This window comes from Streptomyces sp. NPDC020996 (assembly GCF_040641355.1).
In the GTDB taxonomy this organism is placed as follows: domain Bacteria; phylum Actinomycetota; class Actinomycetes; order Streptomycetales; family Streptomycetaceae; genus Streptomyces.
The window spans coordinates 1-26,041 of record NZ_JBFADM010000023.1 but is presented as its reverse complement, the minus strand read 5'-3'; the positions used below and the strand labels follow the sequence as shown (position 1 = coordinate 26,041).

Genomic DNA, 26,041 nt, shown 5'->3' with positions numbered 1-26,041 from the left:
CGGACCCGGCGCGCGCGTCCGCCGATTGTCGCGTCCGCGGATCGTCCTTCCGCAGCCCATCGCGTCCGCGAACAGCGCGTCCGCGGATCGCTCGTCCGCGGATCGTCGCGTCCGCCGGTCACGTCGGCGAACCCGACGAGAAGCGGCGCAGCAGCGGCGACAGCACCAGCACGGACTTGGTGCGCTCGACGAACGGCTCCCCGGCGATGCGCTCCAGGACCCGTTCGAAGTGCCGCATGTCGGAGGCGAAGACCTGCACGATCGCGTCCGCGTCGCCGGTGACGGTCGACGCGGCGACGACCTCCTGGTAGCGCTCCAGGCCCCGCCGGATGGTCTCCGGCGAGGTGTTGTGCCGGCAGTAGATCTCGACGAACCCCTCGGTCTCCCAGCCGAGGGCCGACGGGTCCACCCGTACGGTGAAGCCGGTGATGGCCCCGGTGGCGCGCAGCCTGTCCACGCGCCGCTTCACGGCGGGCGCGGACAGGCCGACCGACTGCCCGATGTCCGCGTAGGAGCGGCGGGCGTCCTCGGCGAGGGCGTGCACGATGCGTTCGTCGAGTTCGTTCAGCACTGCGGGCGGTTCACTTCACTTCTGGCGCGGCGGGACGGGAGCGGCGGTGGCCGTACCGGAAGTAGAACACGAGCCCGACGGCGGTCGGACCCCGGAGACCGCCCGCATCCCGTTCAGTTCCAGCTGGCGTGCAGCGGCTTGCCCTCCGCGTAGCCGGCCGCGCTCTGGATGCCGACCACGGCCTTCTCGGCGAACTCCTCCAGGGAGCCGGCGCCGGCGTAGGTGCAGGAGGAGCGGAGACCCGCGATGATCGAGTCGATCAGGTCCTCGACGCCCGGGCGGGCGGGGTCGAGGTACATGCGGGAGGTGGAGATGCCCTCCTCGAACAGCGCCTTGCGGGCGCGGTCGTACGCCGACTCCTCGGAGGTGCGGTTGCGCACCGCGCGGGAGGACGCCATGCCGAAGGACTCCTTGTAGAGCCGGCCGTCCGCGTCCTGCTGGAGGTCGCCCGGCGACTCGTACGTACCCGCGAACCAGGAGCCGATCATCACGTTGGACGCCCCGGCCGCGAGCGCCATCGCCACGTCGCGCGGGTGGCGGACGCCGCCGTCGGCCCACACGTGCTTGCCGTACTTGCGCGCCTCGGCCGCGCACTCCAGCACCGCCGAGAACTGCGGCCGGCCGACGCCGGTCATCATGCGGGTGGTGCACATGGCGCCGGGGCCGACGCCGACCTTGACGATGTCCGCGCCGGCCTCGATCAGGTCGCGCACGCCCTCCGCGGCGACGACGTTGCCGGCCACGACCGGCACCCGCGGGGCGAGGTCGCGCACCAGCTTGATCGCGCTGATCATCGACTCCTGGTGGCCGTGCGCGGTGTCGATGACGAGCGTGTCGACGCCCGCGTCGAGCAGTTGCCCGGCCTTGCCCGCCACGTCGCCGTTGATGCCGACCGCGGCCGCGATGCGCAGCTTGCCCCGCGCGTCGGTGGCCGGCGTGTACAGCGTGGCGCGCAGGGCGCCCTTGCGGGTGAGGATGCCGGCGAGGCGGCCGTCCGGACCGACCACGGGGGCGTAGCGGCGGTTGGCCGCGTCGAGGGTGTTGAAGGCCTCACGCGGATCGATGCCGTCCTCCAGGAGCAGCAGGTCCTTGGACATGACGACCTCGAGCTGGGTGAAGCGGTCGACGCCGGTCAGGTCCCGGTCGGTGACGACGCCGACGGGCCGGCCGCCCTCGTCGACGACCACACCGGCGTTGTGCGCGCGCTTCGGCAGCAGCGACAGCGCGTCCGCGACGGTCTGGTGCGGGGTGAGCACGATCGGGGTGTCCAGTACGAGGTGACGGCTCTTCACCCAGCCGACGACGTCGGTGACGACCTCGATCGGGATGTCCTGCGGGATGACCACGAGCCCGCCGCGCCGGGCGACCGTCTCCGCCATGCGGCGGCCGGCGATGGCGGTCATGTTGGCGACGACGAGCGGGATCGTGGTGCCCGTGCCGTCCGGGGAGCTGAGGTCGACGCCCTGCCGGGAACCGACCGCGCTGCGGCTCGGGACCATGAACACGTCGTCGTAGGTCAGGTCGTACGCGGGCTGGACGTCGTTGAGGAAACGCACGTGCTGCACATCCCAGTCGATCAGAGGTGGCCCCCGGGCAGGTCAGCCAGGGGGAAGAGCACGTACTTCATTGTCCCATGGCGGCCGTGGTGCGCTGCCCGGTCGGATCGTCCGAGCAGGTGGGGGCGGGGTCAGGAGGATCCTCCAAGGGCGAGCGCCACGGACAGCTCCGGCGTGCGGTCCACCGCCTGCGCGAACACCTCCCGCGCGGTCCGCCACTCCGCGGGCCGTGCCTCGGCGTACGGCCGCCAGTTCCGCACGACGACCAGCAGCCCCCGCTCCGGTGCGCCCTGGGGCCAGACGGTGGGGTCGGAGAGGCTGTCGGCGAGGGCGTCCCAGTTGCGCCCGAACCAGTCGGGCAGGTCGAGGGCGCGGGCGCAGCGGTCCATCAGGCCCGTCTTGTCCGTGACGCCGTCGAGGTCCAGCGTGACGACGTGTTCCGTCATCTCAGCACCGTCCTGTGGGGGGTTGTCGTGATCACCGTGTAGTAGATCCCGCCGCCCCGCCCCATGACAACGCGCCGGGCCCCCGCGGTCGCGTGGGCCCGGCGCGTGACGAGGTGTGCCGGTCCTTCGGGCCTGACGGGCCGTCAGGGGCCGTCGGGGTCGGCCCTGTTGAGGGCGGGCTTCGGCGGGGAGCCGGCCGTCATCAGGTAGTCCGCCGCCGAGGTGTCCGTCACCAGGCTGGTGACCAGCCCGGAGCGCAGCACCGCGTCGATCGCGGCCGCCTTGCGCTGCCCGCCCGCTATCGCCACCACCTCGGGGATGCGACGGAGCTGGTCCGCCTTGACCGTGATGCACCGCTCGCCGAGGTCGCGTCCGATGCGGCGGCCCTCGGCGTCGAAGAGGTGCGCGGACATCTCGGCGGCGACGCCGAGCGAGGCGTAGTGCGCCCGCTCCTCGTCGCTGAGCATGTCGTGCACCGTGGAGATGCCGGGCTCCCAGGAGCCGATGGACACGCAGGCTACGGTGACCTTGTCGAAGTACTCGAAGGCCCGCGCGATCCCCGTCTGGTGGCGCAGCGCCGCCGCGGTCGCCGCGTCCGGCAGCAGCATCGGCGCGTAGATGGGGTGCGCGTCGCCGCCGGAGACCTGGGCGGCACGGCGCACGGCCTCCACCGAGCCGCGCTCGGCGGTACCGGCGTCGTACACCCCCGTGAGCTGCACCACCGTGCACGGCGGCAGCCGGTCCAGGGCCGCGGCCATGTGGATGGTGGAGCGGCCCCAGGCGAGCCCGAGGACGTCGCCCTCGTTCACCAGTTCGCCGAGCAGGTCGGCGGCCACCTCGCCGAGGTTCTCCGGGTCCGGCGACTCCTCGGCGTCGGCCGGGGACTCCACCACGACGGCGTGCCTGAGGCCGTAGCGGGCGCGCAACGCGTCCGAGCGCTCGGCGTCCAGCTCGGCCGGGACGCGGATCTCGATGCGTACGAGATCCCGTTCGAGGGCCGTCTCCAGCACCCGGGCCACCTTGAAGCGGCTGACGCCGAACTCCTCCGCGATCTGGATCTTGGACTTGCCCTCGAGGTAGAAGCGGCGGGCCATGGCCGCCGCCTGCACCAGCTCAGCGGGTCCCATCCGCACTGCTGACCGGCCCGCCGACATACCCGACACGGCGATCTCCTCACTGCTGTTCACACTCTGGATTCGCCGTTCATCCTGTCAGATCCGGCGCGGTTGATTCGCCCTGATGGACGGCGTTCACGTTCCCTTGGTTCTGTGGTCGGTTCAGTGGCCGCACGCCCACGACGCCTGCGCGGTCACCGCCTCGGCCCGGTCGCGCAGCGCACGGACCGCCTCGGCCGGATCGGCCGCCCCGTACACCGCGGAACCCGCCACGAAGACGTCCGCGCCGGCCTCGGCGCAGCGCTCGATGGTGCCGTCCGAGACACCGCCGTCGACCTGGAGCCACAGCTCCAGACCGTGCTTGCTGATCAACTCGCGGGTGCGGCGGATCTTCGGCAGCATGATGTCGAGGAACGCCTGGCCACCGAAGCCCGGCTCCACGGTCATGATCAACAGCATGTCGAGTTCGGGCAGGAGGTCCTCGTAGGGCTCGATCGGCGTCGCGGGCCTGAGCGCCATGGAGGCGCGGGCGCCCTTGGCCCGGATCTCGCGGGCGAGCCGCACCGGAGCGGTGGCCGCCTCGACGTGGAAGGTGACGGAACCGGCTCCCGCCTCGACGTACTGGGGCGCCCACCGGTCAGGGGCCTCGATCATCAGATGGCAGTCCAGCGGGGTGTCCGTCGCGCGGGCGAGGGACTCCACGACCGGCACGCCGAGTGTGAGGTTCGGGACGAAATGGTTGTCCATGACGTCGACGTGGAGCCAGTCGGCTCCCTCGACCGCCTTCGCCTCGTCCGAGAGGCGGGCGAAGTCGGCGGACAGGATGCTGGGGTTGATCTGCACGGCCATGACCCAAGCCTGCCATGCCCGGGCACGTTTGTTCGCGCCGGTGCTGACCCGGGACTTTCTCCGGGTGCGGCAGCGCCTCGGCGCCTGGCGGGCACCGGCCGCCCGCCGGGACGGCCCGGCGCCGGCCGCGGGCGGAGCGGAGCGGGTCAGCCGGTCCTGCGGATGAGCGCCAGGTACATGGCGTCGGTCCCGTGCCGGTGCGGCCACAGCTGCACGTCGGGACCGGCGCCGAGGTCCGGCACGCCGGGCAGCAGCGGGCGGGCGTCCACGAGTTCGGCGTCGGGGTGCTGCTTGACCACGTCGTCGACGACGGCCCTGGTCTCCGCGAGGTGCGGGGAGCAGGTCGCGTAGCCGACGATCCCGCCGACGCGCACGGAGTCCAGCGCGGTGTGCAGCAGGGCGCGCTGCAGCGGCGCGAACCCGTCCAGGTCCTCGGGACGGCGGCGCCAGCGCGCCTCGGGCCGCCGCCTGAGGGCGCCGAGACCGGTGCAGGGCACGTCCATCAGCACGCGGTCGAAGGAGCCGGAACGCCACGGCGGCCGGGTCCCGTCCGCGGCGATGACCTGGTACGGCCCCGGGTTGCCGCGCAGCGCCCTGGCCACCAGCCCCGCCCGGTGCGGCTGCTTCTCGGCGGCGAGCAGCACGGCCCCGCGCTCGGCGGCGAGCGCTCCGAGCAGCGCGGCCTTGCCGCCGGGCCCGGCGCACCCGTCGAGCCACTTCTCGTCCCGCCCCTCCAGCGGCGCGTTGGCCAGGGCGAGCGCGACGAGCTGGCTGCCCTCGTCCTGCACGCCCGCACGGCCCTCCCGTACGGCCTCGATCGCGCCGGGCTCGCCGCCCTCGGCCAGCCGCACGGCGTACGGCGACCAGCGCCCCGGCACGGCGGCCTCCTCCCGGAGCAGTTCCTCGGTCGTGGCCCGGCCGGGACGCGCCACCAGGGTCACCTCGGGCCGCTCGTTGTCGGCCTCCAGCAGTTCCTCGATGCCGGCCCGGCCGCCGCCGAGCGAGTCCCAGAGCGCGGAGACGATCCAGCGCGGGTGCGAGTGCACGACGGCGAGGTGGTCCTCGGGGTCCTCGTCGTAGGGCGGGGCGACCTTCTCGATCCACCCGGCGAGGTCGTCCTGGGCGACCTTGCGCAGCACGGCGTTGACGAACTTGGCCCGACCGTCGCCGAGCACCACGCGGGCAAGCTCGACGGAGGCGGAGACGGCGGCGTGGGTGGGGATCCGGGTCCCGAGCAGCTGGTGCACACCGAGACTGAGCACGTCGAGCACCGGCGGGTCGACCTCCCGGAGCGGCCGGTCCACGCAGGCGGCGATGATCGCGTCGTACGTCCCCTGCCGGCGCAGCGTGCCGTACACCAGCTCGGTCGCGAGCGCCGCGTCCCGCCCGTCGAACCGGTCGGGCCCCTCCTTCTCCCGCGCCTTGCGCAGCAGGGGCGGCAGGACGAGGTTGGCGTACGCGTCCCGCTCGTCCACGGCCCTGAGCGCCTCGAAGGCGAGCATGCGGACGGGGTCCTTCTTGGGCCGGCGGTAGGGCTTGCGGGGGCGGCGGGGCTGGTCGCTCACGAAAAAGGTGCTCCGGATGTCAGGCGGGGATACCCGCCAAGGGTACGTCGGCCCCGCCCTCCATGCCTCGCTCCGGCCCTCGCCTTCCCCGGCCCTTCCCTGCCCTGGTCCCTGGCCTGTCCCCTCGCCGCCCCGCCTTCGTGCCAGGGCCTGTCCGGCGGACCGAGTCGGGGGAAACCGGCCGCGCCGTGCAGCCCGGGTGAGCGGGGTCTGGTGCGTCCAGCTGCAAGGCGAAGAAGGGGGGAGTAGACCCGATCGGAGTCCGCCGCGCGAGCGCAGCCGAGCGTGGGGGGTCGGGGACCGACGACGACGCCGCTGGGGGCACCCCCTGCGGAAGGGGGCGTGCCAGGCCCCGCGTCTGCGGCATGATCCGCCGGACAGGCCCTAGCCGCCGAGGGTCTCGCCGTCGGCGATGCGCACGCCGCGCGCCCAGTCCGCGGCCCGCATCGGCTTCTTGCCCTGGGCCTGCACCCACAGCAGCTCGACGGCGTAGGAACCGGTACCGACGTGGACGCTGTTCTTGCCGACGGCCGGCTGTCCCGGAGCGAGGTCGGTGCGCTCCGGCACCGGCGTGACCTGGACGATCTTCAGCCGCTCGCCGCGGAACGTGGTCCAGGCGCCGGGCGCGGGGGTGCATCCGCGCACGACCCGGTCGACCCTGAGCGCCGGGGCGGCCCAGTCGATCCGGGCGTCCTCGACGGTGATCTTCGGGGCGAGGGTGACGCCCTCCGCGGGCTGCGGCACGGCCTTCAGGGTGCCGTCCTCGATGCCGTCCATGGTCGCGGTGAGCAGTCCCGCCCCGGCGAGGGCGAGCCGGGTCAGCAGGTCGCCGCTGGTGTCGGTGGGCCGGACCTCCTCGGTGACCGTCCCGTAGACGGGCCCGGAGTCGAGGCCCTCCTCGATGAGGAAGGTGGAGGCCCCGGTGATCTCGTCGCCGGCCATGACGGCGTGCTGCACGGGCGCGGCGCCCCGCCAGGCGGGCAGCAGCGAGAAGTGCAGGTTGACCCAGCCGTGCACGGGGATGTCGAGCGCGACGCGCGGCAGCAGGGCCCCGTAGGCGACGACGGGGCAGCAGTCCGGCCCGATCTCGCGCAGCCGCTCCAGGAATTCGGGATCCCTCGGCTTGGCCGGCTTCAGCACCTCGATGCCTGCCTCCGCCGCCCGCTCGGCGACCGGGGACGCCACCAGCCTGCGCCCCCGCCCGGCCGGCGCGTCGGGCCGCGTGACGACGGCGGCCACCTCGTGCCGCCCGGAGTTGATCAGGGCGTCCAGAGCGGGAACGGCGACCTCGGGGGTACCGGCGAAGACGAGCTTCATGGGTGGGTTGGGGCCTCTCCGGGCGGTGACGACGGCGGCCCCCAAGTCTATGGCCCGCCACCGCGACCCGCCGCCGAGGAGGCCCGCCCGCACGCAGCCGCCTCCCGGCCGCGCCGCCCCCGGCCACGGCGCCGTCACGGGGGCGTACGCATATGCCCGTACGCCCCCGATGCGTGACCTGCGGCGCTGATCGGCGTTGGTCAAGGAAGAGTTGACCCCCAAGGGCCGCACATCGCGCTGCCCGATCCCTTTCAACGCCGGTTCGAGAGGCTTGTTCATGGCCGACCACGCAACTCACGACGCCCAGGCTCGGGCCAGCCTGCAATTGCTGGTGCGGGACATCGAGCGGGTCCGCCGGCAGGTGGACGCACTGCGCACGCTCACCGCCCAGTTGGGCAACGTCTACCGCCCGCGCCGCTCCGGCCCCGCCACGGGCTTCGTCGTCTACGGGCGTGCCCCCGCCCCGACGGTCCGCCTCGCGCAGGAACTCCGCGACAGCGTCGAGACGCTGGTCACGGCCGCGGTGGACTTCGACCGCTCACTCGGCTTCTCGTGGGACGCGGTGGGCTCCGCGCTCGGCGTCACCAAGCAGGCGGTGCACCGCCGTTACGGTGCGCGCCGCGCGGGGGCCCAGGCGTCCCCCGAGGCCGAGCGGCCCACCGAGCCGTCGGGCAGCCGGACGGTCGGCGTCAACTCCGGCATCCCGACGGTCCCCGCCGCCCGTTCCATGCCGTCGCAGCCGACGGCGGGCAGCCCCGGCCTGCGCGACGACGCCAGGCCGACGGCGTTCCCCGGCCCGCGCAACGGCTGAGCCACCGTCCACTCCTCTCCCCCGGCCCTCCCGGCACCCCGGGAGGGCGGCCGGCGCCGTGCGGCGCCTCTGCCCGCCCCGGCTCCCCGGCCGGCCCCGCCCGGTGCCGGACCGGGCCCCGCCCGGACCCGACCGTCACCCGATGTCCGGCGGATCGATCCGGACCCGTACCGGCGCCTCCGCGCCGCCCCGCGCCATCCGTGCCGCCTGCGCGGCCTTCAGGGCGGAGGCCAGGGCGGACCCGCTGCCCGGCGGCACCCTGACGAGCGCGCGCTCCCAGTGCTCACCGGGAGGCGGCGCCCCCGTCCTGCGGGGACCCCCGGGAGACGTGACCGGCAGCGGCACCGGCCCCAGCACCTCCGCCTCGGGCGGCAGTCGCACCGTGGCCAGGAAGTCCGCGACCGCCTCCGGCAGCCCCGACACGGCCGCCATCCGCGACACCGGCGGGAAGCCCAGCTCGGCCCGCTCGGCGAGCTCCCGCACCGCGTGCCCGACCGGGTCCCAGCGCACCAGGGCCTGCACGGGCCGGAGCGTCGGCTCGGCGACCACCACGACCGTCCCCCCGGCGCCGTGCGGACGGACGAGCGCCGCCGCCCCGATCCACCGCCGGAGCGCGTCCTCGCCGGCCCGCAGATCGGGCCGCCCGAGCATCGCCCAGCCGTCCAGCAGCAGCGCCGCCGCATAGCCGCCCTCGGCGACCGGCTCGGCCCCCGGCGTGCTCACCACCAGCGCGGGCGTGTCCGGGACGGTGTCGAGCACCTGCTCGCGGCCCGAGGTGCGCACCGGCACCGCCGGGAACGCCCGCCCCAGCTCCTCGGCGGTCCGCCGCGCCCCCACCACCTGGGCCCGCAGCCGGAACGACCCGCACTCCGGACAGTGCCAGGCGCCCTCCGCCCGCCCGCACCACCCGCACCGCAGCGCCGCCCCCGACTCCTGCCCCTCCAGCGGTCCGGAGCAGTGCCGGCACCGCGCGGGCGCCCGGCATCGGGCGCACGCCATCCGCGGCACGTATCCCCGCCTCGGCACCTGCACCAGCACCGGCCCGTGCCGCAGGCCCTCCCTGACGGCCTGCCAGGCGAGCGTGGGCAGCCGGGCGGCGCGCGCGGCCTCGTCCCGGGCGAGGTCCCCGTCGCCGACGGTCCGCACCAGCGGCGCGGCGGCCCGCACCTGCTCGCGCGCGGCGACCAGCGGCCGGGCCCAGCCCGTCTCGACGAGCTGCGCGGCCTCCACGGTGCAGCTCCGGCTACCGAGCAGGAAGCCGCACTTGTCGTGCGCGGCCCGCAGCAGCAGCACCTCCCGCGCATGCGGCTGCGGCGCGTGCGGCTCACTGTGGCTGTCGTCGCCGTCGTCCCAGACGGCGACCAGGCCGAGGTCCCGCACCGGCGCGAACATCGCGGCCCGCGTGCCCACGACGGCCCGCACGGAGCCCCGCCGCACGGCCAGCCACTCCCGATAGCGCTTCTCGGGCCCGGCGTCGGCGGTGAGCACCGCGTGCCGCCCCGCACCCAGCAGCGCGGTCAGCGCCGCGTCGACCCGTGCGACCGCCCGCCCGTCGGGCAGCACGACGAGCGCCCCCCGCCCGGACGCCAGCGTCGCCGCCACGGCCCTCGCCAGCTCCTCGCTCCACTCGGGCCCGGGCAACGCGTTCCACACGGCGCGCGGTGACCCCCCGGAGGCCAGCGACCGGAGAAACCCCGCCCCCCGCTCGTAGCGAGTCCACGATCCCGCCTCCGGCGCGCCGGGCGGCGGCAGCGGCTCGGGCGACGGCCGCTGCTCGGCCCGCGCGCTGCGCGGCGGTACGGCGAGCTGCAGCACGTCGGCGAGGCTCCCGGCGTACCGGTCGGCGACGGCCCGGGCGAGCCCGAGCAGTTCCTCGCTGAGCACCCGCTCCGGCGAGACGACCTGGGCCAGCGCGGCGAGCGGCCCGGAGTAGTCGGACTCGGCGCGCCGCTCGACGAGGAACCCGTCGATCAGCCCGCCTCCCTCGCGCCGGCCTTCCCGCACCCGGTGCCGCCCGGCCCCGAACCGCACCCGCACCCGCACCCCGGGCTGCGCGTCGGCGTCCAGTTCCTCGGGCACGGCGTAGTCGAAGTAGCGGTCGAGATGCAGCACGCCCTTGTCGACCAGCACCCGCGCGACGGGCAGCTCCCCGGCCAGGGCGGCCCCCCGCCACGTCCGCGGCTTGGCCCGCGGTTCCCTGGCCCGGCGCACGCTCTCGCGGATGAGCGCGAGCTGCTCGGGCGGCGCCGACCGCGCCTCGTCGCCCTGCCCGTTCTCGCTGCTCACGCTTGCATTCTTACCAAACGGCACTGACATCCGCCGCGCGCCCGGGACGCCCGGGACGCCCGGCGGCCACCGTCACCGCGGGCCGGGGTCGTGTCCGCCCAGGACACCGTCACCGCGGGCCGGCGCCGTGCCCGCCCAGGACACCGCGGGCCGGCGTCGCACCCCGCCCCGGGGCATGAAGACGCCCCCGCGCTCCGCAGGAGCTCGGGGGCACTCCAGGTGTGCGTGGGCCCTTCTTACAGGCCGGCGGCCTGCCGCAGCGCGTCCACGCGGTCCGTCTTCTCCCAGGTGAAGTCCGGCAGCTCACGGCCGAAGTGACCGTATGCCGCGGTCTGGGCGTAGATCGGGCGGAGCAGGTCGAGGTCGCGGATGATCGCGGCGGGACGGAGGTCGAAGACCTCGTCGATGGCCTTCTCGATCTTCTCGTGGTCGACCTTGGCGGTGCCGAAGGTCTCTACGAACAGGCCGACGGGCTCGGCCTTGCCGATCGCGTACGCGACCTGGACCTCGCAGCGGGAGGCCAGGCCGGCCGCCACGACGTTCTTCGCCACCCAGCGCATCGCGTACGCGGCCGAGCGGTCCACCTTGGACGGGTCCTTGCCCGAGAAGGCGCCGCCGCCGTGGCGGGCCATGCCGCCGTACGTGTCGATGATGATCTTGCGGCCGGTGAGGCCGGCGTCGCCCATCGGGCCGCCGATCTCGAAGCGGCCGGTCGGGTTGACCAGCAGGCGGTAGTTCTCGGTGTCGAGCTTGATGCCGTCGTCCAGCAGCGCCTTCAGCTCGGGCTCGACGACGAACTCGCGGATGTCGGGCGCCAGCAGGGAGTCCAGGTCGATGTCGCTCGCGTGCTGCGAGGAGACCACGACCGTGTCCAGGCGGACCGCCTTGTCGCCGTCGTACTCGATGGTGACCTGCGTCTTGCCGTCCGGGCGCAGGTAGGGGATGGTGCCGTTCTTGCGGACGTCGGACAGGCGCTTCGACAGGCGGTGCGCCAGGAAGATCGGCAGCGGCATCAGGGTCGGCGTCTCGTCGCTCGCGTAGCCGAACATCAGGCCCTGGTCGCCGGCGCCCTGGCGGTCCAGCTCGTCGTCGTCGCCCTCGACACGGGTCTCGTACGCCGTGTCGACGCCCTGCGCGATGTCCGGGGACTGGGCGCCGATGGACACCGAGACGCCGCAGGAGGCTCCGTCGAAGCCCTTCTTCGAAGAGTCGTAACCGATCTCGAGGATCTTGTTGCGGACGAGGGTCGCGATGTCCGCGTAGGTCTTGGTCGTGACTTCTCCGGCCACGTGCACCAGGCCGGTGGTGATCAGCGTCTCGACGGCGACCCGGGAGGTCGGGTCCTCGCGCAGGAGCGCGTCGAGAATGGTGTCGCTGATCTGGTCAGCGATCTTGTCGGGGTGACCCTCGGTCACGGACTCCGAGGTGAACAGGCGACGGGACACAACGCTCCCTGGGGTTGCAGCGGCTGCTGGCTGATCATTGGCGGACGGGCTCGGGGGCTGCGCCCGGCGTCGTCCGAGAACAGTTTATCGGTCACACCTGGCCACCGGCCCCCCTGTCTCGCCTCTCGGGAGCGCTGTGACCTGCGGCACGGGCATTCTGCCCAATCACCGGGGGCTTGGCCAGGGTCGCCGCGTCCCCCGAGTGCGTGGTTCGAACGGGCCGGGAAGTGAATCAAGCACTCAGTGCAGGCGCTGCGCCACCAGGTCCCACACGATTTCGGCCAGGGCCTCCTTGGGGCCGTACGGCACGGGCGTCTCGCTGCCGTCGGCGCCGAGCACCACGGCCTCGTTCTCCTCGGAACCGAAGGTCTTCCGCTCGCCCACCTCGTTCACCACGAGCAGGTCGCAGCCCTTGCGGACCAGCTTGGCGCGGCCGTTGGCCAGCACGTCGTCGGTCTCCGCGGCGAAGCCGACGATCACCTGTCCGGGCCGCACCCGGTCGGCGGACACCTCCGCGAGGATGTCCGGATTTCGTACCAGGACGACGGGCTCGGGGTCCCGGCCGTCCTGCTTCTTTATCTTCCCGGCCGCGTACTCAGCCGGGCGGAAGTCGGCGACCGCGGCCGCCATGACGACGGCGTCGGCGTCCGCCGCCGCCTTCAGCACCGCCTCGCGCAGCTGCACCGCGGTGCCGGCCCGGACGACGTCCACGCCCGCCGGGTCGGGCAGGCCGGTGTTGGCCGCGACGAGCGTGACCCGGGCGCCGCGCGCGGCGGCGGTGCGGGCGAGGGCGTAGCCCTGCTTGCCGGAGGAGCGGTTGCCGAGGAAGCGGACCGGGTCGAGGGGCTCGCGGGTGCCGCCCGCGCTGACCACCACGTGCCGGCCGGCGAGGTCCGGCTCCCGCACTCCCCTGGCGAGCACGCGGCGGCAGACCTCGAAGATCTCGGCCGGGTCGGGCAGCCGTCCCTTGCCGGTGTCGGCGCCGGTCAGCCGGCCGACGGCCGGCTCGATGACGACGGCGCCGCGGCGGCGCAGTGTCGCCACGTTCTCCTGGGTGGCCGGGTGCTCCCACATCTCGGTGTGCATCGCCGGGGCGAAGACGACCGGGCAGCGGGCCGTGAGGAGGGTGTTGGTGAGCAGGTCGTCGGCGAGGCCGTGGGCCGCCCGGGCGAGCGTGTCGGCGGTGGCGGGGGCGACGACCACCAGATCGGCCTGCTGGCCGATGCGCACGTGGGGCACCTCGTGGACGTCGTCCCAGACCTCGGTGGCGACGGGGTGTCCGGACAGCGCGGACCAGGTCGCGGCGCCGACGAAGTGCAGCGCGGAGGCGGTGGGCACGACGCGCACGTCGTGTCCCGACTCCGTCAGCCTCCGCAGCAGCTCACAGGCCTTGTACGCGGCGATGCCGCCGCTGACCCCCAGAACGACCTTCGGCTTGTCCACCGTCTCTCCCCGGCCTCGGAAACGTACGTCTCACGTACGCCTTACATGCTGCATCACCGCGGGAACGGACCCCGCACCCCCGAGCAGACCACAGGCCCGGCGGACGTGCCGCCGGGCCTGTGGAAAAGCCAACCGCGAAGCTGCTGATACTACTGCGCCGGGCCCTCGATGGCCTCGGACGTCAGCAGACCCGCGTTGATCTCGCGCAGGGCGATCGAGAGCGGCTTCTCGTGCACGTGGGTGTCGACGAGCGGACCGACGTACTCGAGGAGGCCCTCGCCGAGCTGCGAGTAGTACGCATTGATCTGGCGGGCCCGCTTGGCCGCGTAGATCACGAGGCTGTACTTCGAGTCGGTGGCCTCGAGGAGCTCGTCGATCGGCGGGTTGATGATGCCCTCGGGCGCGGAGATGGAAGAGGACACGCTCTACCTTCCGATGGGTGGGAAAGAAATGTGCGGTGACCGGTGCCGGTCAGACCACATCCATCAAGGCTAGCAGCTCGCGCGCCACGTCCTCGACGGAGGTGTTGACCAGGGTCGTGTCGAACTCCGGCTCGGCCGCCAGCTCGATCTTCGCGGCGGACAGCCGGCGCTCGATCACCTCGGGCGGCTCGGTGCCCCGCCCGGTGAGTCTGCGCACCAGCTCCTCCCAGGAGGGAGGAGCCAGGAACACCAGCCGGCCCTCGGGCATGGTCTCGCGGACCTGCCGGGCGCCCTGGAGATCGATCTCCAGCAGGACCGGAACCCCGGACTCCAGGTGCTCCAGCACGGCCGCGCGCGGCGTGCCGTAACGGTTGCCGGCGAACTCGGCCCACTCCAGCAGCTCGCCGTTGGCGATCAGCTTGTCCATCTCCTCGTCGGTGACGAAGAAGTAGTGGACGCCGTGCTGCTCGCCGGGGCGGGGCTTGCGGGTCGTCGCCGACACCGAGAGCCAGACCTCGGGGTGTTCCTTGCGCATATGGGCGACGACCGTGCTCTTGCCGACCCCTGAGGGGCCGGAGAGCACGGTCAGCCGCGGACGTTCGCTCATGCAGCGATTATTCCAGCACTCCCGGGGTGCCCGGGACGCCAGGCACGCAGCACCCGGACTCAGGAGCCGGTGCTGCCGAACTCGCGCTCCAGGGAGGCGATCTGGTTGGACCCGAGACCCCGCACGCGGCGGCTCTCGGAGATGCCGAGTCGCTCCATGATCTGCTTGGCGCGGACCTTGCCCACGCCCGGGAGGGACTCGAGCAGGGCGGAGACCTTCATCTTGCCGATGACGTCGTTCTCCTGGCCCTGCTTGATGACCTCGTGCAGGGAGGCGCCGGAGTGCTTGAGTCGATTCTTGACCTCGGCCCGCTCCCGGCGAGCCGCGGCGGCCTTTTCGAGCGCGGCTGCGCGCTGTTCAGGGGTAAGGGGCGGAAGAGCCACGCCTACGTCACCTCGGATGTCGAACTGTCGGATACGGACCGGTGAGGAACCTAGTCGCCCCACACCTGGGGAGCCACGAGCAACACGCTGCCCGTTCTCCCCCACTGACTGGAGGGCGTGGGAGCTGCCCTCACTCGTCGGAGACTAGCGGGCAAGTCCGCCAGAGTCAGCGAGAACAGCGGAAAAGTCCTGGTCAGCCTCCGCCAGGGCGGACATTTAGGACATAATGCCCTGGATTTGAGGATGTATTCAGACTCAAACGAGCCCGCGGACGGCGACCGGAGGGCCCGGACGAGCGGCTCGAACGCCTCTGACGCCCGTCACGGAAGCCTCACGCGGCGGCCAGCGCGGCGCGGATCTCCTCCGCGAAGCGGTCGGCCGCCGAGCGCAGCGAGCCGACGTCGGGACCGTGCCGCAGCACGCCCCTGCTGACGTTCGGGACGACGTTGCGGATCGCGCTCCCGAAGACCCGGGGGAGATCGGCCGGCGTGGCCCCCTGGGCGCCGACGCCGGGCGCCAGCAGCGGACCGTTGATGTCGAGGTCGTACAGCGACAGGTCGCCCAGCGTGGCGCCGACGACCGCCCCGAAGGACCCCAGGGGCTCCTCCCCCACGTTCTCGGCGGCCAGGTGGGCCAGCATCGTCGCGCCGACGTCCCGCCCGTCCGCGCGGACCGCGTGCTGCACCTCGCCGCCCTCCGGGTTCGAGGTCAGCGCCAGCACGAACAGGCCCGTGCCGTTCTCCCGCGCCAGCGCGACGGCCGGGCTGAGCGAGCCGTAGCCGAGGTACGGGGAGACGGTCAGCGCGTCGGAGAACAGCGGTGAGTCCTTGCGCAGGAAGGACTCGGCGTAGGCGGCCATGGTGGAGCCGATGTCGCCGCGCTTGGCGTCCATGACGACCAGCGCGCCCGCGGCCCGCGCCTCCTCGACCGACTTCTCCAGGACGGCGACGCCGCGGGAGCCGAAGCGCTCGAAGAACGCGCTCTGCGGCTTCAGGACGGCGATCCGGTCGGCCATCGCCTCGACCACCGTGCGGCTGAACCGCTCCAGGCCGGCCACGTCGTCGTTCAGGCCCCACTCGGTGAGCAGGGAGGCGTGCGGGTCGATGCCGACGCACAGCGGGCCCCGCTCGTCCATCGCGCGGCGCAGACGGGCGCCGAAGGGTTCCAGGGTCATGCGGACCTCCTCACATCGGCGCCGACCGCGTCGGCGAGGGTGGCGTACGGGCTCGTCCGCAGCCGGGCGGCGAGCCCCTTGTGGACGGCGCGGCTCCAGAAGGGGCCCTCGTAGACGAAGGCGCTGTAGCCCTGTACCAGCGTGGCACCGGCCAGGATGCGCTGCCACGCGTCCTCGGCCGTCTCGACGCCGCCGACGCCGACCAGCGTGATGCGGTCGCCCACGCGGGCGTACAGGCGGCGCAGCACCTCCAGGGAGCGCGCCTTCAGCGGCGCCCCGGACAGACCGCCGGTCTCCTTCACCAGCGAGGGCGGGGACGTCAGCCCGAGTCCCTCGCGCGCGATGGTGGTGTTCGTGGCGATGATGCCGTCCAGGCCGAGGTCGACGGCCAGGTCGGCCACCGCGTCGATGTCCTCGTCGGCCAGGTCGGGGGCGATCTTCACCAGGAGCGGCACGCGCCGGGCGGGCACCGCGCGGTCGGCGGCCTCGCGGACGGCGGTCAGCAGCGGGCGCAGCGCCTCGGTCGCCTGGAGGTCGCGCAGGCCGGGCGTGTTCGGGGACGACACGTTGACGACCAGGTAGTCGGCGTACGGCGCCAGCCGCTCGGCCGACTTCACGTAGTCGGCGGCCGCCTCGGCCTCCGGCACCGCCTTGGTCTTGCCGATGTTGACGCCCACGACGGTCCGGAAGACCGGGTCGCGGGAGGCGAGGCGGGCGGCGACGGCCAGCGAGCCCTCGTTGTTGAAACCCATGCGGTTGATCAGCGCGCGGTCCGGCACGAGGCGGAACAGACGCTTCCTGGGGTTGCCGGGCTGGGCCTCTCCGGTCACGGTGCCGATCTCGACGTGGTCGAAGCCGAGCATCGCCAGGCCGTCGATGCCGACCGCGTTCTTGTCGAAGCCGGCCGCGAGCCCGAACGGGCCGTGCATCCGCAGGCCGAACGCCTCGGTGCGCAGCTCCTTGTGGCGGGGCGCGAGGGCGGCGGCGACGAAGGTGCGCAGCACCGGGATACGGGCGGCCAGGCGGATCCAGCGGAAGGCGAGGTGGTGGGCCTGCTCCGGGTCCATCCGTCGGAAGAGCAGTCGGAAGAAAAGCTTGTACATGTCTCGGTGTCCTCATGAAGAGGGGGACACCGTTTCCGGTGTCCCCCTCGTCGGCTGCTAGTCGCGGGCCGCGGTCAGGTGCTCGGCGTGTTCCTGGAGCGAGCGGACGCCCACGTCGCCGTGGTTGAGCGCGTCGATGCCCTGGACGGCGGCGGCGAGCGCCTGGACCGTCGTCAGGCACGGGACCGACCGCGCCACGGCCGCCGTGCGGATCTCGTAGCCGTCGAGCCGGCCGCCGGTGCCGTACGGGGTGTTGACGATGAGGTCGACCTCGCCGTCGTGGATGAGCTGGACGATGGTCTTCTCGCCGTTCGGGCCGGTGCCCTCGGACTGCTTGCGCACGACGGTGGCGTTGATGCCGTTGCGCTTGAGCACCTCGGCCGTGCCGGACGTGGCGAGCAGCTCGAAGCCGTGCCCGACCAGCTCGCGCGCCGGGAAGATCATCGAGCGCTTGTCGCGGTTGGCGACCGAGATGAAGGCGCGGCCCTTGGTCGGCAGCGGCCCGTAGGCGCCCGCCTGCGACTTGGCGTACGCCGTGCCGAAGACGGAGTCGATGCCCATGACCTCGCCGGTGGAGCGCATCTCCGGGCCGAGGACGGTGTCGACGCCGCGTCCGGAGGTGTCGCGGAAGCGGCTCCAGGGCATCACGGCCTCCTTGACGGAGATCGGCGCGTCCAGCGGCAGCTCGCCGCCGTCGCCGTTCTTCGGCAGCAGGCCCTCTTCACGCAGCTCGGCGACGGTCGCGCCGAGGGAGATCCGGGCGGCGGCCTTCGCCAGCGGCACCGCGGTCGCCTTCGAGGTGAAGGGGACCGTACGGGAGGCGCGCGGGTTGGCCTCGAGGACGTACAGGATGTCGCCGGCCAGCGCGAACTGGATGTTGATCAGGCCGCGCACCCCGACGCCGCGCGCGATGGCCTCGGTGGAGGCGCGCAGGCGCTTGATGTCGAAGCCGCCCAGCGTGATCGGCGGCAGCGCGCACGCCGAGTCGCCGGAGTGGATGCCGGCCTCCTCGATGTGCTCCATGACGCCGCCGAGGTACAGCTCCTCGCCGTCGTAGAGCGCGTCCACGTCGATCTCGATCGCGTCGTCCAGGAACCGGTCGACCAGGACCGGCCGGGAGGGGCTGATCTCGGTCGACTCGGCGATGTAGGACGACAGCCGGGACTCGTCGTAGACGATCTCCATGCCGCGGCCGCCCAGCACGTACGACGGCCGGACCAGGACCGGGTAGCCGATCTCGTCGGCGATGGCCTTGGCCTCGGCGAAGGTGGTGGCGGTGCCGTGCTTGGGGGCCGGCAGGCCCGCCTCGGCGAGCACCCGGCCGAAGGCGCCGCGGTCCTCGGCGGCGTGGATGGCCTCCGGGGAGGTGCCGACGATCGGCACGCCGTTGTCCTTCAGCGCCTGCGACAGGCCCAGCGGGGTCTGGCCGCCGAGCTGCACGATCACGCCCGCGACCGGGCCGGCCTGCTGCTCGGCGTGCACGATCTCCAGCACGTCCTCCAGCGTCAGCGGCTCGAAGTAGAGGCGGTCGGAGGTGTCGTAGTCCGTGGAGACGGTCTCCGGGTTGCAGTTGACCATGACCGTCTCGTACCCGGCGTCACTCAGCGCGAAGGACGCGTGCACGCAGGAGTAGTCGAACTCGATGCCCTGCCCGATGCGGTTCGGCCCGGAGCCGAGGATGATCACGGCCGGCTTCTCGCGGGGCGCGACCTCGGTCTCCTCGTCGTAGGAGGAGTAGAAGTACGGCGTCTTCGCGGCGAACTCGGCGGCGCAGGTGTCGACCGTCTTGTACACCGGGCGGATGCCCAGCGCGTGCCGCACCTCGCGGACGACGTCCTCGCGCAGGCCGCGGATCTCGCCGATCTGCTGGTCGGAGAAGCCGTGCCGCTTGGCCTCGGCGAGCAGGTCGGGGGTGAGCTCCGGGGCCTCGGCCAGCTCGTCGGCGATCTCCTTGATGAGGAACAGCTGGTCCACGAACCAGGGGTCGATCTTCGTGTACTCGAAGACCTCCTCGGGGGTGGCGCCCGCGCGGATCGCCTGCATGACGGTGTTGATCCGGCCGTCGGTGGGCCGTACCGCCGCGCGCAGCAGCTCGTCCTTGTCTCCGGCGGAGCCGGGCTCGCCGACGAACGTGAACTGGCTGCCCTTCTTCTCCAGCGAGCGCAGCGCCTTCTGGAACGCCTCGGTGAAGTTGCGGCCGATGGCCATGGCCTCGCCGACCGACTTCATGGTGGTGGTCAGCGTGGAGTCGGCGCTCGGGAACTTCTCGAAGGCGAACCGCGGTGCCTTGACGACGACGTAGTCGAGGGTCGGCTCGAAGGAGGCCGGGGTCTCCCGCGTGATGTCGTTCGGGATCTCGTCGAGGGTGTAGCCGACGGCGAGCTTGGCGGCGATCTTGGCGATCGGGAAGCCGGTGGCCTTGGAGGCGAGGGCCGAGGATCGCGACACGCGCGGGTTCATCTCGATGACGATGACCCGGCCGTCCTCGGGGTTCACCGCGAACTGGATGTTGCAGCCGCCGGTGTCGACGCCGACCTCGCGGATGACGGCGATGCCGATGTCGCGCAGGATCTGGTACTCGCGGTCGGTCAGCGTCATCGCCGGGGCGACGGTGATCGAGTCGCCGGTGTGCACGCCCATCGGGTCGAAGTTCTCGATGGAGCAGACGACCACGACGTTGTCGTGCTTGTCGCGCATCAGCTCCAGCTCGTACTCCTTCCAGCCGAGGATGGACTCCTCCAGGAGCACCTCGGTGGTCGGCGAGAGGGTGAGGCCCTGCCCGGCGATGCGGCGCAGCTCCTCCTCGTCGTGGGCGAAGCCGGATCCGGCGCCGCCCATGGTGAAGGAGGGGCGGACGACGACCGGGTAGCCGCCGAGCTGCTCCACGCCGGCGAGGACCTCGTCCATGGTGTGGCAGATCACCGACCGGGCGGACTCGCCGTGCCCGATCTTCTTGCGGACCTCCTCCACGACCTCCTTGAACTGGTCGCGGTCCTCGCCCTTGTGGATCGCCGCGACGTTGGCGCCGATCAGCTCGACGCCGTACTTGTCCAGGACGCCGTTCTCGTGCAGGGAGATCGCGGTGTTCAGGGCCGTCTGGCCGCCCAGGGTGGGCAGCAGCGCGTCGGGCCGCTCCTTGGCGATGATCTTCTCGACGAACTCCGGGGTGATCGGCTCGACGTAGGTGGCGTCGGCGATCTCCGGGTCGGTCATGATCGTCGCCGGGTTGGAGTTGACGAGGATGACGCGCAGGCCCTCGGCCTTGAGCACGCGGCACGCCTGGGTGCCGGAGTAGTCGAACTCGGCGGCCTGGCCGATGACGATCGGGCCGGAGCCGATGACCAGGACGGACTGGATATCGGTGCGCTTAGGCACGCTGGCCCTCCATCAGGGATACGAAGCGGTCGAACAGGTAGGCGGCGTCGTGCGGGCCGGCCGCCGCTTCGGGGTGGTACTGGACGCTGAAGGCCGGGCGGTCGAGGAGCCGCAGGCCCTCGACCACGTTGTCGTTGAGGCAGACGTGGGAGACCTCGGCGCGGCCGTAGGGGGTGTCGGAGACCTGGTCGAGCGGGGCGTCGACGGCGAAGCCGTGGTTGTGCGCGGTGACCTCGACCTTGCCGGTGGTGCGGTCCTGCACCGGCTGGTTGATGCCGCGGTGGCCGTACTTGAGCTTGTAGGTGCCGAAGCCGAGGGCGCGGCCCAGGATCTGGTTGCCGAAGCAGATGCCGAACAGCGGCGTGCCGCGCTCCAGGACCGCCCGCATGACGGAGACCGGGTGGTCGGCGGTGGCGGGGTCGCCGGGGCCGTTGGAGAAGAACACGCCGTCGGGGTTCACGGCGTAGACGTCCTCGACGGTCGCGGTCGCCGGGAGCACGTGCACCTCGATGCCGCGCTCGGCCATGCGGTGCGGGGTCATGCCCTTGATGCCGAGGTCGACGGCGGCGACGGTGAACCTCTTCTCCCCGATCGCCGGGACGACGTACGCCTCCTTGGTGGCGACCTCGGCGGACAGGTCCGCGCCCTGCATCTCGGGGACCTGGCGGACCTCGGCGAGCATGGTGCCCTCGTCGGGCAGCGCCTGGCCGGAGAAGATGCCGACGCGCATGGCGCCGCGCTCGCGCAGGTGGCGGGTGAGCGCGCGGGTGTCGATGCCGCTGATGCCGACGACGCCCTGGTGGCGCAGTTCCTCGTCGAGGGAGCGGCGGGAGCGCCAGTTGGACGGCACGCGGGCGGGGTCGCGCACGACGTATCCGGCGACCCAGATGCGCTTCGACTCGGGGTCCTCGTCGTTGACGCCGGTGTTGCCGACGTGCGGGGCGGTCATCACGACGACCTGGCGGTGGTACGACGGGTCGGTGAGGGTCTCCTGGTAGCCGGTCATGCCGGTGGAGAACACGGCTTCGCCGAAGGTCACCCCCACGGCCCCGTAGGCACGGCCGCGGAACATCCGGCCGTCCTCCAGGACGAGTACGGCGGGAACCCTGGCAGCTCCCCTGGTGGAGGTTGTCATCGTGCGCCTTCCGTCTTGTTGATCATCTCGTTCAGGGTGTCGACCCACTCGGTGTGCTCGGCCGCCCGGTCGGAGCGGAACCCGGAGTCGATCAGCCGCTCGCCGTGCGCCCAGGTCACCACGAGCAGGCCGCCCTCGGTCAGGACCTTGCCGGCGATGCCCTTGTCGAGCCGGGCCCCGCGCAGCTGCGCGGCCGGGACGAAGAAGTCGCTCGCGCCGGGGCGTACGACGTCCAGTCCCGCGTCCGTCAGCGTGAGCTCGGCCAGGCTGCGGGTGCCGAGGCCGTGCGCCACGATCCGGTCGAGCCACTGCCCGGCGGTGGTGGAGCCGTGGTAGCGGCCCGTCATGGTCAGTTTCGGCTCGCCGGGCTCGTCGGGCGCGCTGGGCAGCTCGGGCAGGTCGCCCTGGAGCGTGCCGCGCCACTTCCAGCCCTCGCGCATCAGCCAGTAGACGAGCGCGACGAACAGGGCGAGGCCGACGAGCCAGCCGATACGGGCGGCCCAGTCGGTGACCTCGGCCGACTTCTTCTCGGCCGCGAGCAGGATTACAGGTGTCACGTGAGCTTCCCGTCGACGAGGGTGGCCTTGCCCCTCAGCCACGTGTGCGTCACACGGCCCGGCAGCTCACGCCCCTCGTACGGGGTGTTGCGGCTGCGCGAGGCGAAGCCCGTGGGGTCCACCGCCCCACGGTATGCCGTGTCGACGAGGGTGAGGTTGGCGGGCTCACCAGCCGAGACGGGACGCCCGTGACCGGCGGCCCGCCCGATCCTGGCGGGCGCGAAGGACATGCGGTCGGCGACCTGCGCCCAGTCCAGCAGGCCGGTCTCCACCATGGTCTCCTGGACCACCGACAGCGCGGTCTCCAGCCCGACCATGCCCATGGCGGCCGCGGCCCACTCGCAGTCCTTGTCCTCGTGCGGGTGCGGGGCGTGGTCGGTGGCGACGATGTCGATCGTGCCGTCGGCGAGCGCCTCGCGCAGCGCGTGCACGTCGCGCTCGGTGCGCAGCGGCGGGTTGACCTTGTAGACCGGGTTGTAGGTGCGCACCAGCTCGTCGGTGAGCAGCAGGTGGTGCGGGGTGACCTCGGCGGTGACGTCGATGCCGCGGGACTTGGCCCAGCGGACGATCTCGACGCTGCCCGCGGTCGACAGGTGGCAGATGTGGACGCGGGAGCCGACGTGCTCGGCGAGCAGCACGTCCCGCGCGATGATCGACTCCTCGGCGACGGCGGGCCAGCCGCCGAGGCCCAGTTCGGCGGAGACGACGCCCTCGTTCATCTGCGCGCCCTCGGTCAGCCGCGGCTCCTGCGCGTGCTGGGCGACGACGCCGCCGAAGGCCTTCACGTACTCCAGCGCCCGGCGCATGATCACCGCGTCGTCGACGCACTTGCCGTCGTCGGAGAAGACGGTGACGCCGGCGGCCGACTCGTGCATGGCGCCCAGCTCGGCGAGCTTCTTGCCCTCCAGGCCGACGGTGACCGCGCCGATGGGCTGCACGTCGCAGTAGCCGTGCTCCCGCCCGAGCCGGTAGACCTGCTCGACGACGCCGGCGGTGTCGGCGACCGGGAAGGTGTTGGCCATGGCGAACACGGCGGTGTAGCCGCCGCTCGCGGCGGCGCGCGTGCCGGTCAGCACGGTCTCGGAGTCCTCGCGGCCGGGCTCGCGCAGATGCGTGTGCAGGTCGACCAGGCCCGGCAGCAGCACCTTGCCGGCCGCCTCGACGACCTCCGCGCCGTCCGCGCTCAGTCCCACGCCCACCTCGGCGATCGTCTCGCCGTCGATCAGCACGTCCTGCGGCTCGCCGCCGAGCACCTTCGCACCACGGATAAGGATCTTGCTCATGGGTCTTACTTCTCCTCGGTACGGGTGTGGGTGACGGCGGGCTCGTTGCCTCCGAGCAGCAGGTACAGGACGGCCATCCGGATGGACACTCCGTTCGCGACCTGCTCGACGGCGGTGCAGCGGCCGGAGTCGGCGACCTCGGCGGTGATCTCCATGCCGCGGACCATCGGCCCGGGGTGCATCACGATCGCGTGCTCGGGCATCCGCGCCATGCGGTCGCCGTCGAGGCCGTAGCGCCGGGAGTACTCGCGCTCGGTCGGGAAGAAGGCGGCGTTCATGCGCTCGCGCTGGACGCGCAGCATCATCACCGCGTCGGACTTGGGAAGCGTGGAGTCGAGGTCGTACGACACCTCGCACGGCCAGTGCTCGACGCCGACCGGCACCAGGGTGGGCGGGGCGACCAGGGTGACCTCGGCGCCGAGGGTGTGCAGCAGGTCCACGTTGGAGCGGGCGACCCGGCTGTGCAGGACGTCGCCGACGATGGTGATCCGCTTGCCGGACAGGTCCTGGCCGAGTCCGGCGTCCCGGCCGACCAGGCGGCGGCGCATGGTGAACGCGTCGAGCAGCGCCTGGGTGGGGTGCTGGTGGGTGCCGTCGCCGGCGTTGATGACGGCGGCGTCGATCCAGCCGGAGTTGGCGAGGCGGTAGGGCGCTCCGGAGGCGCCGTGCCGGATGACCACGGCGTCGACGCCCATGGCCTCCAGGGTCTGGGCGGTGTCCTTCAGGGACTCGCCCTTGGACACGCTGGAGCCCTTGGCGGAGAAGTTGATGACGTCCGCGGACAGGCGCTTCTCCGCGGCTTCGAAGGAGATCCGGGTCCGGGTGGAGTCCTCGAAGAAGAGGTTGACGACCGTGCGGCCGCGCAGGGTCGGCAGTTTCTTGATCGGCCGGTCGGCGACCCGGGCCATCTCCTCGGCGGTGTCGAGGATCAGGACGGCGTCGTCGCGGGTGAGGTCGGCGGCCGAGATGAGATGACGCTGCATCTGTCAGGCTCCGTAAGGCAGTTCAGGAGATTTCGGGCAGGCGGGGGCGCGACTGCGCGCGTGTACGGCGGTGACGTACGCGCGTGCGCTACTGCTGCGCGCCCGGAGCGGTCCGCTTGGCGCCGAGCAGCACGGTGTCGCGACCGTCCTCCTCGGCGAGCTGGACCTTGACCGTCTCCCGCAACGACGTGGGGAGGTTCTTGCCGACGTAGTCGGCGCGGATGGGCAGTTCGCGGTGGCCGCGGTCGACGAGGACCGCGAGCTGCACCGCGCGCGGGCGCCCGATGTCGTTCAGGGCGTCGAGGGCGGCGCGGATGGTGCGGCCGGAGAAGAGCACGTCGTCGACGAGGACGACCAGCCTGCCGTCGAGGCCGTCACCGGGGATCTCGGTGCGGGCCAGCGCACGCGGCGGGTGCATGCGCAGGTCGTCGCGGTACATGGTGATGTCCAGCGACCCGACCGGGATCTTGCGGTCGGTGATCTCCTCGAGCTTCGCGGCGAGCCGCCGGGCGAGGAAGACGCCTCGGGTCGGGATGCCGAGGAGCACCACGTCGTCGGCGCCCTTGGCGCGCTCGACGATCTCGTGGGCGATGCGGGTCAGGACCCGCGCGATGTCGGGAGCCTCGAGAACGGGCCGCGCATCGGATGCCTGGGTGTCCATGGGAAACGGACCTCCTTCTCCGCCTCACGGGACGGATCTTAAAGGACGTCGGATTTGCGCCATCCACGGTAGCAGGCGGAGGTGACATCCCTGATCACCCCCCTGGCGTATTCAGCCACCGCCGCCACGGAAGGGTCGGGGTGGACCATTCGGCTTGACGCGCGAGAGTCACGCTGCGTAACCTCACAGTGAGTTACCAGACGCGCGGCGCGGACCCACCGCAGCCGCGTCGACACAGTGTCCGGGGAGCCATATGTCCAGCGAATACGCCAAACAGCTCGGGGCCAAGCTCCGGGCCATCCGCACCCAGCAGGGCCTTTCCCTCCACGGTGTCGAGGAGAAGAGCCAGGGCCGCTGGAAGGCGGTCGTGGTCGGTTCGTACGAGCGCGGCGACCGCGCCGTCACCGTGCAGCGCCTCGCCGAGCTGGCGGATTTCTATGGCGTTCCCGTGCAGGAGCTGCTGCCGGGCACCACTCCGGGCGGGGCCGCCGAGCCGCCGCCGAAGCTGGTCCTGGACCTGGAGCGGCTGGCCACCGTGCCGGCCGAGAAGGCGGGCCCCCTGCAGCGGTACGCGGCGACGATCCAGTCGCAGCGCGGTGACTACAACGGCAAGGTGCTGTCGATCCGCCAGGACGACCTGCGCACACTCGCCGTCATCTACGACCAGTCCCCGTCGGTCCTGACCGAGCAGCTGATCAGCTGGGGCGTGCTGGACGCGGACGCGCGGCGGGCCGTCGCGGCCCACGAGGAGAGCTGAGTCCCGGGCGCCTCAGCAGAAACGTGCCGCCGGGGTGGCCGGAACTTCACGGTTCCGGCTGCCCCGGCGGTTTTCTGTGGCTTTCGACACCCGCGCGGGAAACGGCCGTCGACACCTGCGCGGGAAACGCCGGAGGGCCCCCCCCGGGCCTGGCCCCGGGCCCCCCCCGGCGGGGGTCGCGGGGGGCCCGCACCCCC

23 protein-coding genes are annotated in these 26,041 nt (G+C 72.7%); 2 read left to right on the top strand and 21 right to left on the bottom strand.

Annotated features, from left to right (window positions below; translation table 11 throughout):
- Nucleotides 1-118: 118 nt before the first annotated feature.
- The 7 genes from AB0G63_RS17970 to fmt form a co-directional block, all read right to left on the bottom strand.
- On the bottom strand, nucleotides 119-571 hold the full coding sequence (locus AB0G63_RS17970) for an Lrp/AsnC family transcriptional regulator (RefSeq protein WP_351884364.1): 453 nt from the start codon (nucleotides 569-571) through the stop codon (nucleotides 119-121).
- Nucleotides 572-684: 113 nt separating this feature from the next.
- Entirely contained in the window at nucleotides 685-2,127 is a 1,443-nt protein-coding gene (locus AB0G63_RS17965) for a GuaB1 family IMP dehydrogenase-related protein (RefSeq protein WP_360751043.1), read from the bottom strand.
- A gap of 131 nt (nucleotides 2,128-2,258) precedes the next feature.
- Nucleotides 2,259-2,573, bottom strand: a complete 315-nt coding sequence (locus AB0G63_RS17960) for a barstar family protein (protein ID WP_360750924.1) — start codon at nucleotides 2,571-2,573, stop codon at nucleotides 2,259-2,261.
- A 143-nt stretch (nucleotides 2,574-2,716) separates the two neighbouring features.
- Entirely contained in the window at nucleotides 2,717-3,760 is a 1,044-nt protein-coding gene (locus AB0G63_RS17955; RefSeq protein WP_360750922.1) for a sugar-binding domain-containing protein, read from the bottom strand.
- A gap of 90 nt (nucleotides 3,761-3,850) precedes the next feature.
- Nucleotides 3,851-4,537, bottom strand: coding sequence for a ribulose-phosphate 3-epimerase (gene rpe / locus AB0G63_RS17950; RefSeq protein ID WP_360750920.1), 687 nt, complete (start codon nucleotides 4,535-4,537; stop codon nucleotides 3,851-3,853).
- 146 nt (nucleotides 4,538-4,683) lie between these two features.
- On the bottom strand, nucleotides 4,684-6,102 hold the full coding sequence (locus AB0G63_RS17945) for a transcription antitermination factor NusB (RefSeq protein WP_360750918.1): 1,419 nt from the start codon (nucleotides 6,100-6,102) through the stop codon (nucleotides 4,684-4,686).
- 384 nt (nucleotides 6,103-6,486) lie between these two features.
- Nucleotides 6,487-7,419, bottom strand: a complete 933-nt coding sequence (gene fmt, locus AB0G63_RS17940) for a methionyl-tRNA formyltransferase (protein WP_360750916.1) — start codon at nucleotides 7,417-7,419, stop codon at nucleotides 6,487-6,489.
- Between the two features lie 277 nt (nucleotides 7,420-7,696).
- Here fmt and AB0G63_RS17935 point away from each other — a divergent pair, with 277 nt between their 5' ends.
- Nucleotides 7,697-8,230, top strand: coding sequence for a hypothetical protein (locus AB0G63_RS17935; RefSeq protein WP_324788600.1), 534 nt, complete (start codon nucleotides 7,697-7,699; stop codon nucleotides 8,228-8,230).
- A 135-nt stretch (nucleotides 8,231-8,365) separates the two neighbouring features.
- Here AB0G63_RS17935 and AB0G63_RS17930 read toward each other — a convergent pair whose 3' ends face one another.
- From AB0G63_RS17930 to pyrR, 14 genes are all read right to left on the bottom strand, one after another.
- On the bottom strand, nucleotides 8,366-10,516 hold the full coding sequence (locus AB0G63_RS17930; protein ID WP_360750914.1) for a primosomal protein N': 2,151 nt from the start codon (nucleotides 10,514-10,516) through the stop codon (nucleotides 8,366-8,368).
- Between the two features lie 236 nt (nucleotides 10,517-10,752).
- Entirely contained in the window at nucleotides 10,753-11,961 is a 1,209-nt protein-coding gene (gene metK, locus AB0G63_RS17925; RefSeq protein WP_360750912.1) for a methionine adenosyltransferase, read from the bottom strand.
- A gap of 240 nt (nucleotides 11,962-12,201) precedes the next feature.
- Nucleotides 12,202-13,404 carry a bifunctional phosphopantothenoylcysteine decarboxylase/phosphopantothenate--cysteine ligase CoaBC gene (gene coaBC, locus AB0G63_RS17920; RefSeq protein WP_360750910.1) on the bottom strand — a complete coding sequence of 401 codons (1,203 nt, stop codon included), beginning with the start codon at nucleotides 13,402-13,404 and terminating at the stop codon, nucleotides 12,202-12,204.
- A 149-nt stretch (nucleotides 13,405-13,553) separates the two neighbouring features.
- Nucleotides 13,554-13,826 (bottom strand): DNA-directed RNA polymerase subunit omega, encoded by a 273-nt coding sequence (gene rpoZ, locus AB0G63_RS17915; RefSeq protein WP_003977348.1) that lies wholly within the window; start codon nucleotides 13,824-13,826, stop codon nucleotides 13,554-13,556.
- Between the two features lie 49 nt (nucleotides 13,827-13,875).
- Entirely contained in the window at nucleotides 13,876-14,433 is a 558-nt protein-coding gene (gmk, locus tag AB0G63_RS17910) for a guanylate kinase (RefSeq protein ID WP_324788604.1), read from the bottom strand.
- Between the two features lie 59 nt (nucleotides 14,434-14,492).
- Nucleotides 14,493-14,816: an integration host factor gene (locus tag AB0G63_RS17905; protein ID WP_003977346.1), complete on the bottom strand. Its 324-nt coding sequence runs from the start codon at nucleotides 14,814-14,816 to the stop codon at nucleotides 14,493-14,495.
- A 331-nt stretch (nucleotides 14,817-15,147) separates the two neighbouring features.
- Nucleotides 15,148-15,990, bottom strand: a complete 843-nt coding sequence (gene pyrF / locus AB0G63_RS17900) for an orotidine-5'-phosphate decarboxylase (RefSeq protein ID WP_360750907.1) — start codon at nucleotides 15,988-15,990, stop codon at nucleotides 15,148-15,150.
- The gene (locus tag AB0G63_RS17895; RefSeq protein WP_360750905.1) at nucleotides 15,987-17,093 is read right to left on the bottom strand and encodes a quinone-dependent dihydroorotate dehydrogenase; all 1,107 of its coding nucleotides are present in this window, start codon (nucleotides 17,091-17,093) and stop codon (nucleotides 15,987-15,989) included. The genes pyrF and AB0G63_RS17895 overlap by 4 nt, the downstream gene beginning before the upstream one ends.
- A gap of 57 nt (nucleotides 17,094-17,150) precedes the next feature.
- Nucleotides 17,151-20,468, bottom strand: a complete 3,318-nt coding sequence (gene carB / locus AB0G63_RS17890) for a carbamoyl-phosphate synthase large subunit (RefSeq protein WP_360750903.1) — start codon at nucleotides 20,466-20,468, stop codon at nucleotides 17,151-17,153.
- On the bottom strand, nucleotides 20,461-21,603 hold the full coding sequence (gene carA / locus AB0G63_RS17885; RefSeq protein ID WP_360750901.1) for a glutamine-hydrolyzing carbamoyl-phosphate synthase small subunit: 1,143 nt from the start codon (nucleotides 21,601-21,603) through the stop codon (nucleotides 20,461-20,463). Before carA ends, carB begins: the two co-directional genes overlap by 8 nt.
- Nucleotides 21,600-22,160 carry a hypothetical protein gene (locus AB0G63_RS17880; RefSeq protein WP_360750898.1) on the bottom strand — a complete coding sequence of 187 codons (561 nt, stop codon included), beginning with the start codon at nucleotides 22,158-22,160 and terminating at the stop codon, nucleotides 21,600-21,602. The genes carA and AB0G63_RS17880 overlap by 4 nt, the downstream gene beginning before the upstream one ends.
- Complete coding sequence (locus AB0G63_RS17875; RefSeq protein ID WP_360750896.1) at nucleotides 22,157-23,443, bottom strand: dihydroorotase; 1,287 nt, start codon at nucleotides 23,441-23,443, stop codon at nucleotides 22,157-22,159. The genes AB0G63_RS17880 and AB0G63_RS17875 overlap by 4 nt, the downstream gene beginning before the upstream one ends.
- A 5-nt stretch (nucleotides 23,444-23,448) precedes the next feature.
- On the bottom strand, nucleotides 23,449-24,426 hold the full coding sequence (locus tag AB0G63_RS17870) for an aspartate carbamoyltransferase catalytic subunit (protein ID WP_351884414.1): 978 nt from the start codon (nucleotides 24,424-24,426) through the stop codon (nucleotides 23,449-23,451).
- 88 nt (nucleotides 24,427-24,514) lie between these two features.
- On the bottom strand, nucleotides 24,515-25,087 hold the full coding sequence (gene pyrR, locus AB0G63_RS17865; protein WP_324788613.1) for a bifunctional pyr operon transcriptional regulator/uracil phosphoribosyltransferase PyrR: 573 nt from the start codon (nucleotides 25,085-25,087) through the stop codon (nucleotides 24,515-24,517).
- A 253-nt stretch (nucleotides 25,088-25,340) separates the two neighbouring features.
- On the opposite strand from pyrR, the gene bldD reads away from it, so the two are divergent.
- Complete coding sequence (gene bldD, locus AB0G63_RS17860; RefSeq protein WP_043498969.1) at nucleotides 25,341-25,844, top strand: transcriptional regulator BldD; 504 nt, start codon at nucleotides 25,341-25,343, stop codon at nucleotides 25,842-25,844.
- Nucleotides 25,845-26,041: the final 197 nt, after the last annotated feature.

Excerpts from the sequence above, each read along its gene's own strand:
- AB0G63_RS17960 (WP_360750924.1), bottom strand. The coding sequence starts at position 2,573 with ATGACGGAACACGTCGTCACGCTGGACCTCGACGGCGTCACGGACAAG.
- rpe (WP_360750920.1), bottom strand. The coding sequence starts at position 4,537 with ATGGCCGTGCAGATCAACCCCAGCATCCTGTCCGCCGACTTCGCCCGC.
- gmk (WP_324788604.1), bottom strand. The coding sequence starts at position 14,433 with ATGAGCGAACGTCCGCGGCTGACCGTGCTCTCCGGCCCCTCAGGGGTC.
- AB0G63_RS17875 (WP_360750896.1), bottom strand. The coding sequence starts at position 23,443 with ATGAGCAAGATCCTTATCCGTGGTGCGAAGGTGCTCGGCGGCGAGCCG.
- bldD (WP_043498969.1), top strand. The coding sequence starts at position 25,341 with ATGTCCAGCGAATACGCCAAACAGCTCGGGGCCAAGCTCCGGGCCATC.
- pyrR (WP_324788613.1), bottom strand. The coding sequence starts at position 25,087 with ATGGACACCCAGGCATCCGATGCGCGGCCCGTTCTCGAGGCTCCCGAC.
- AB0G63_RS17870 (WP_351884414.1), bottom strand. The coding sequence starts at position 24,426 with ATGCAGCGTCATCTCATCTCGGCCGCCGACCTCACCCGCGACGACGCC.
- pyrF (WP_360750907.1), bottom strand. The coding sequence starts at position 15,990 with ATGACCCTGGAACCCTTCGGCGCCCGTCTGCGCCGCGCGATGGACGAG.
- fmt (WP_360750916.1), bottom strand. The coding sequence starts at position 7,419 with ATGAAGCTCGTCTTCGCCGGTACCCCCGAGGTCGCCGTTCCCGCTCTG.
- AB0G63_RS17895 (WP_360750905.1), bottom strand. The coding sequence starts at position 17,093 with ATGTACAAGCTTTTCTTCCGACTGCTCTTCCGACGGATGGACCCGGAG.
- AB0G63_RS17935 (WP_324788600.1), top strand. The coding sequence starts at position 7,697 with ATGGCCGACCACGCAACTCACGACGCCCAGGCTCGGGCCAGCCTGCAA.
- carA (WP_360750901.1), bottom strand. The coding sequence starts at position 21,603 with ATGACAACCTCCACCAGGGGAGCTGCCAGGGTTCCCGCCGTACTCGTC.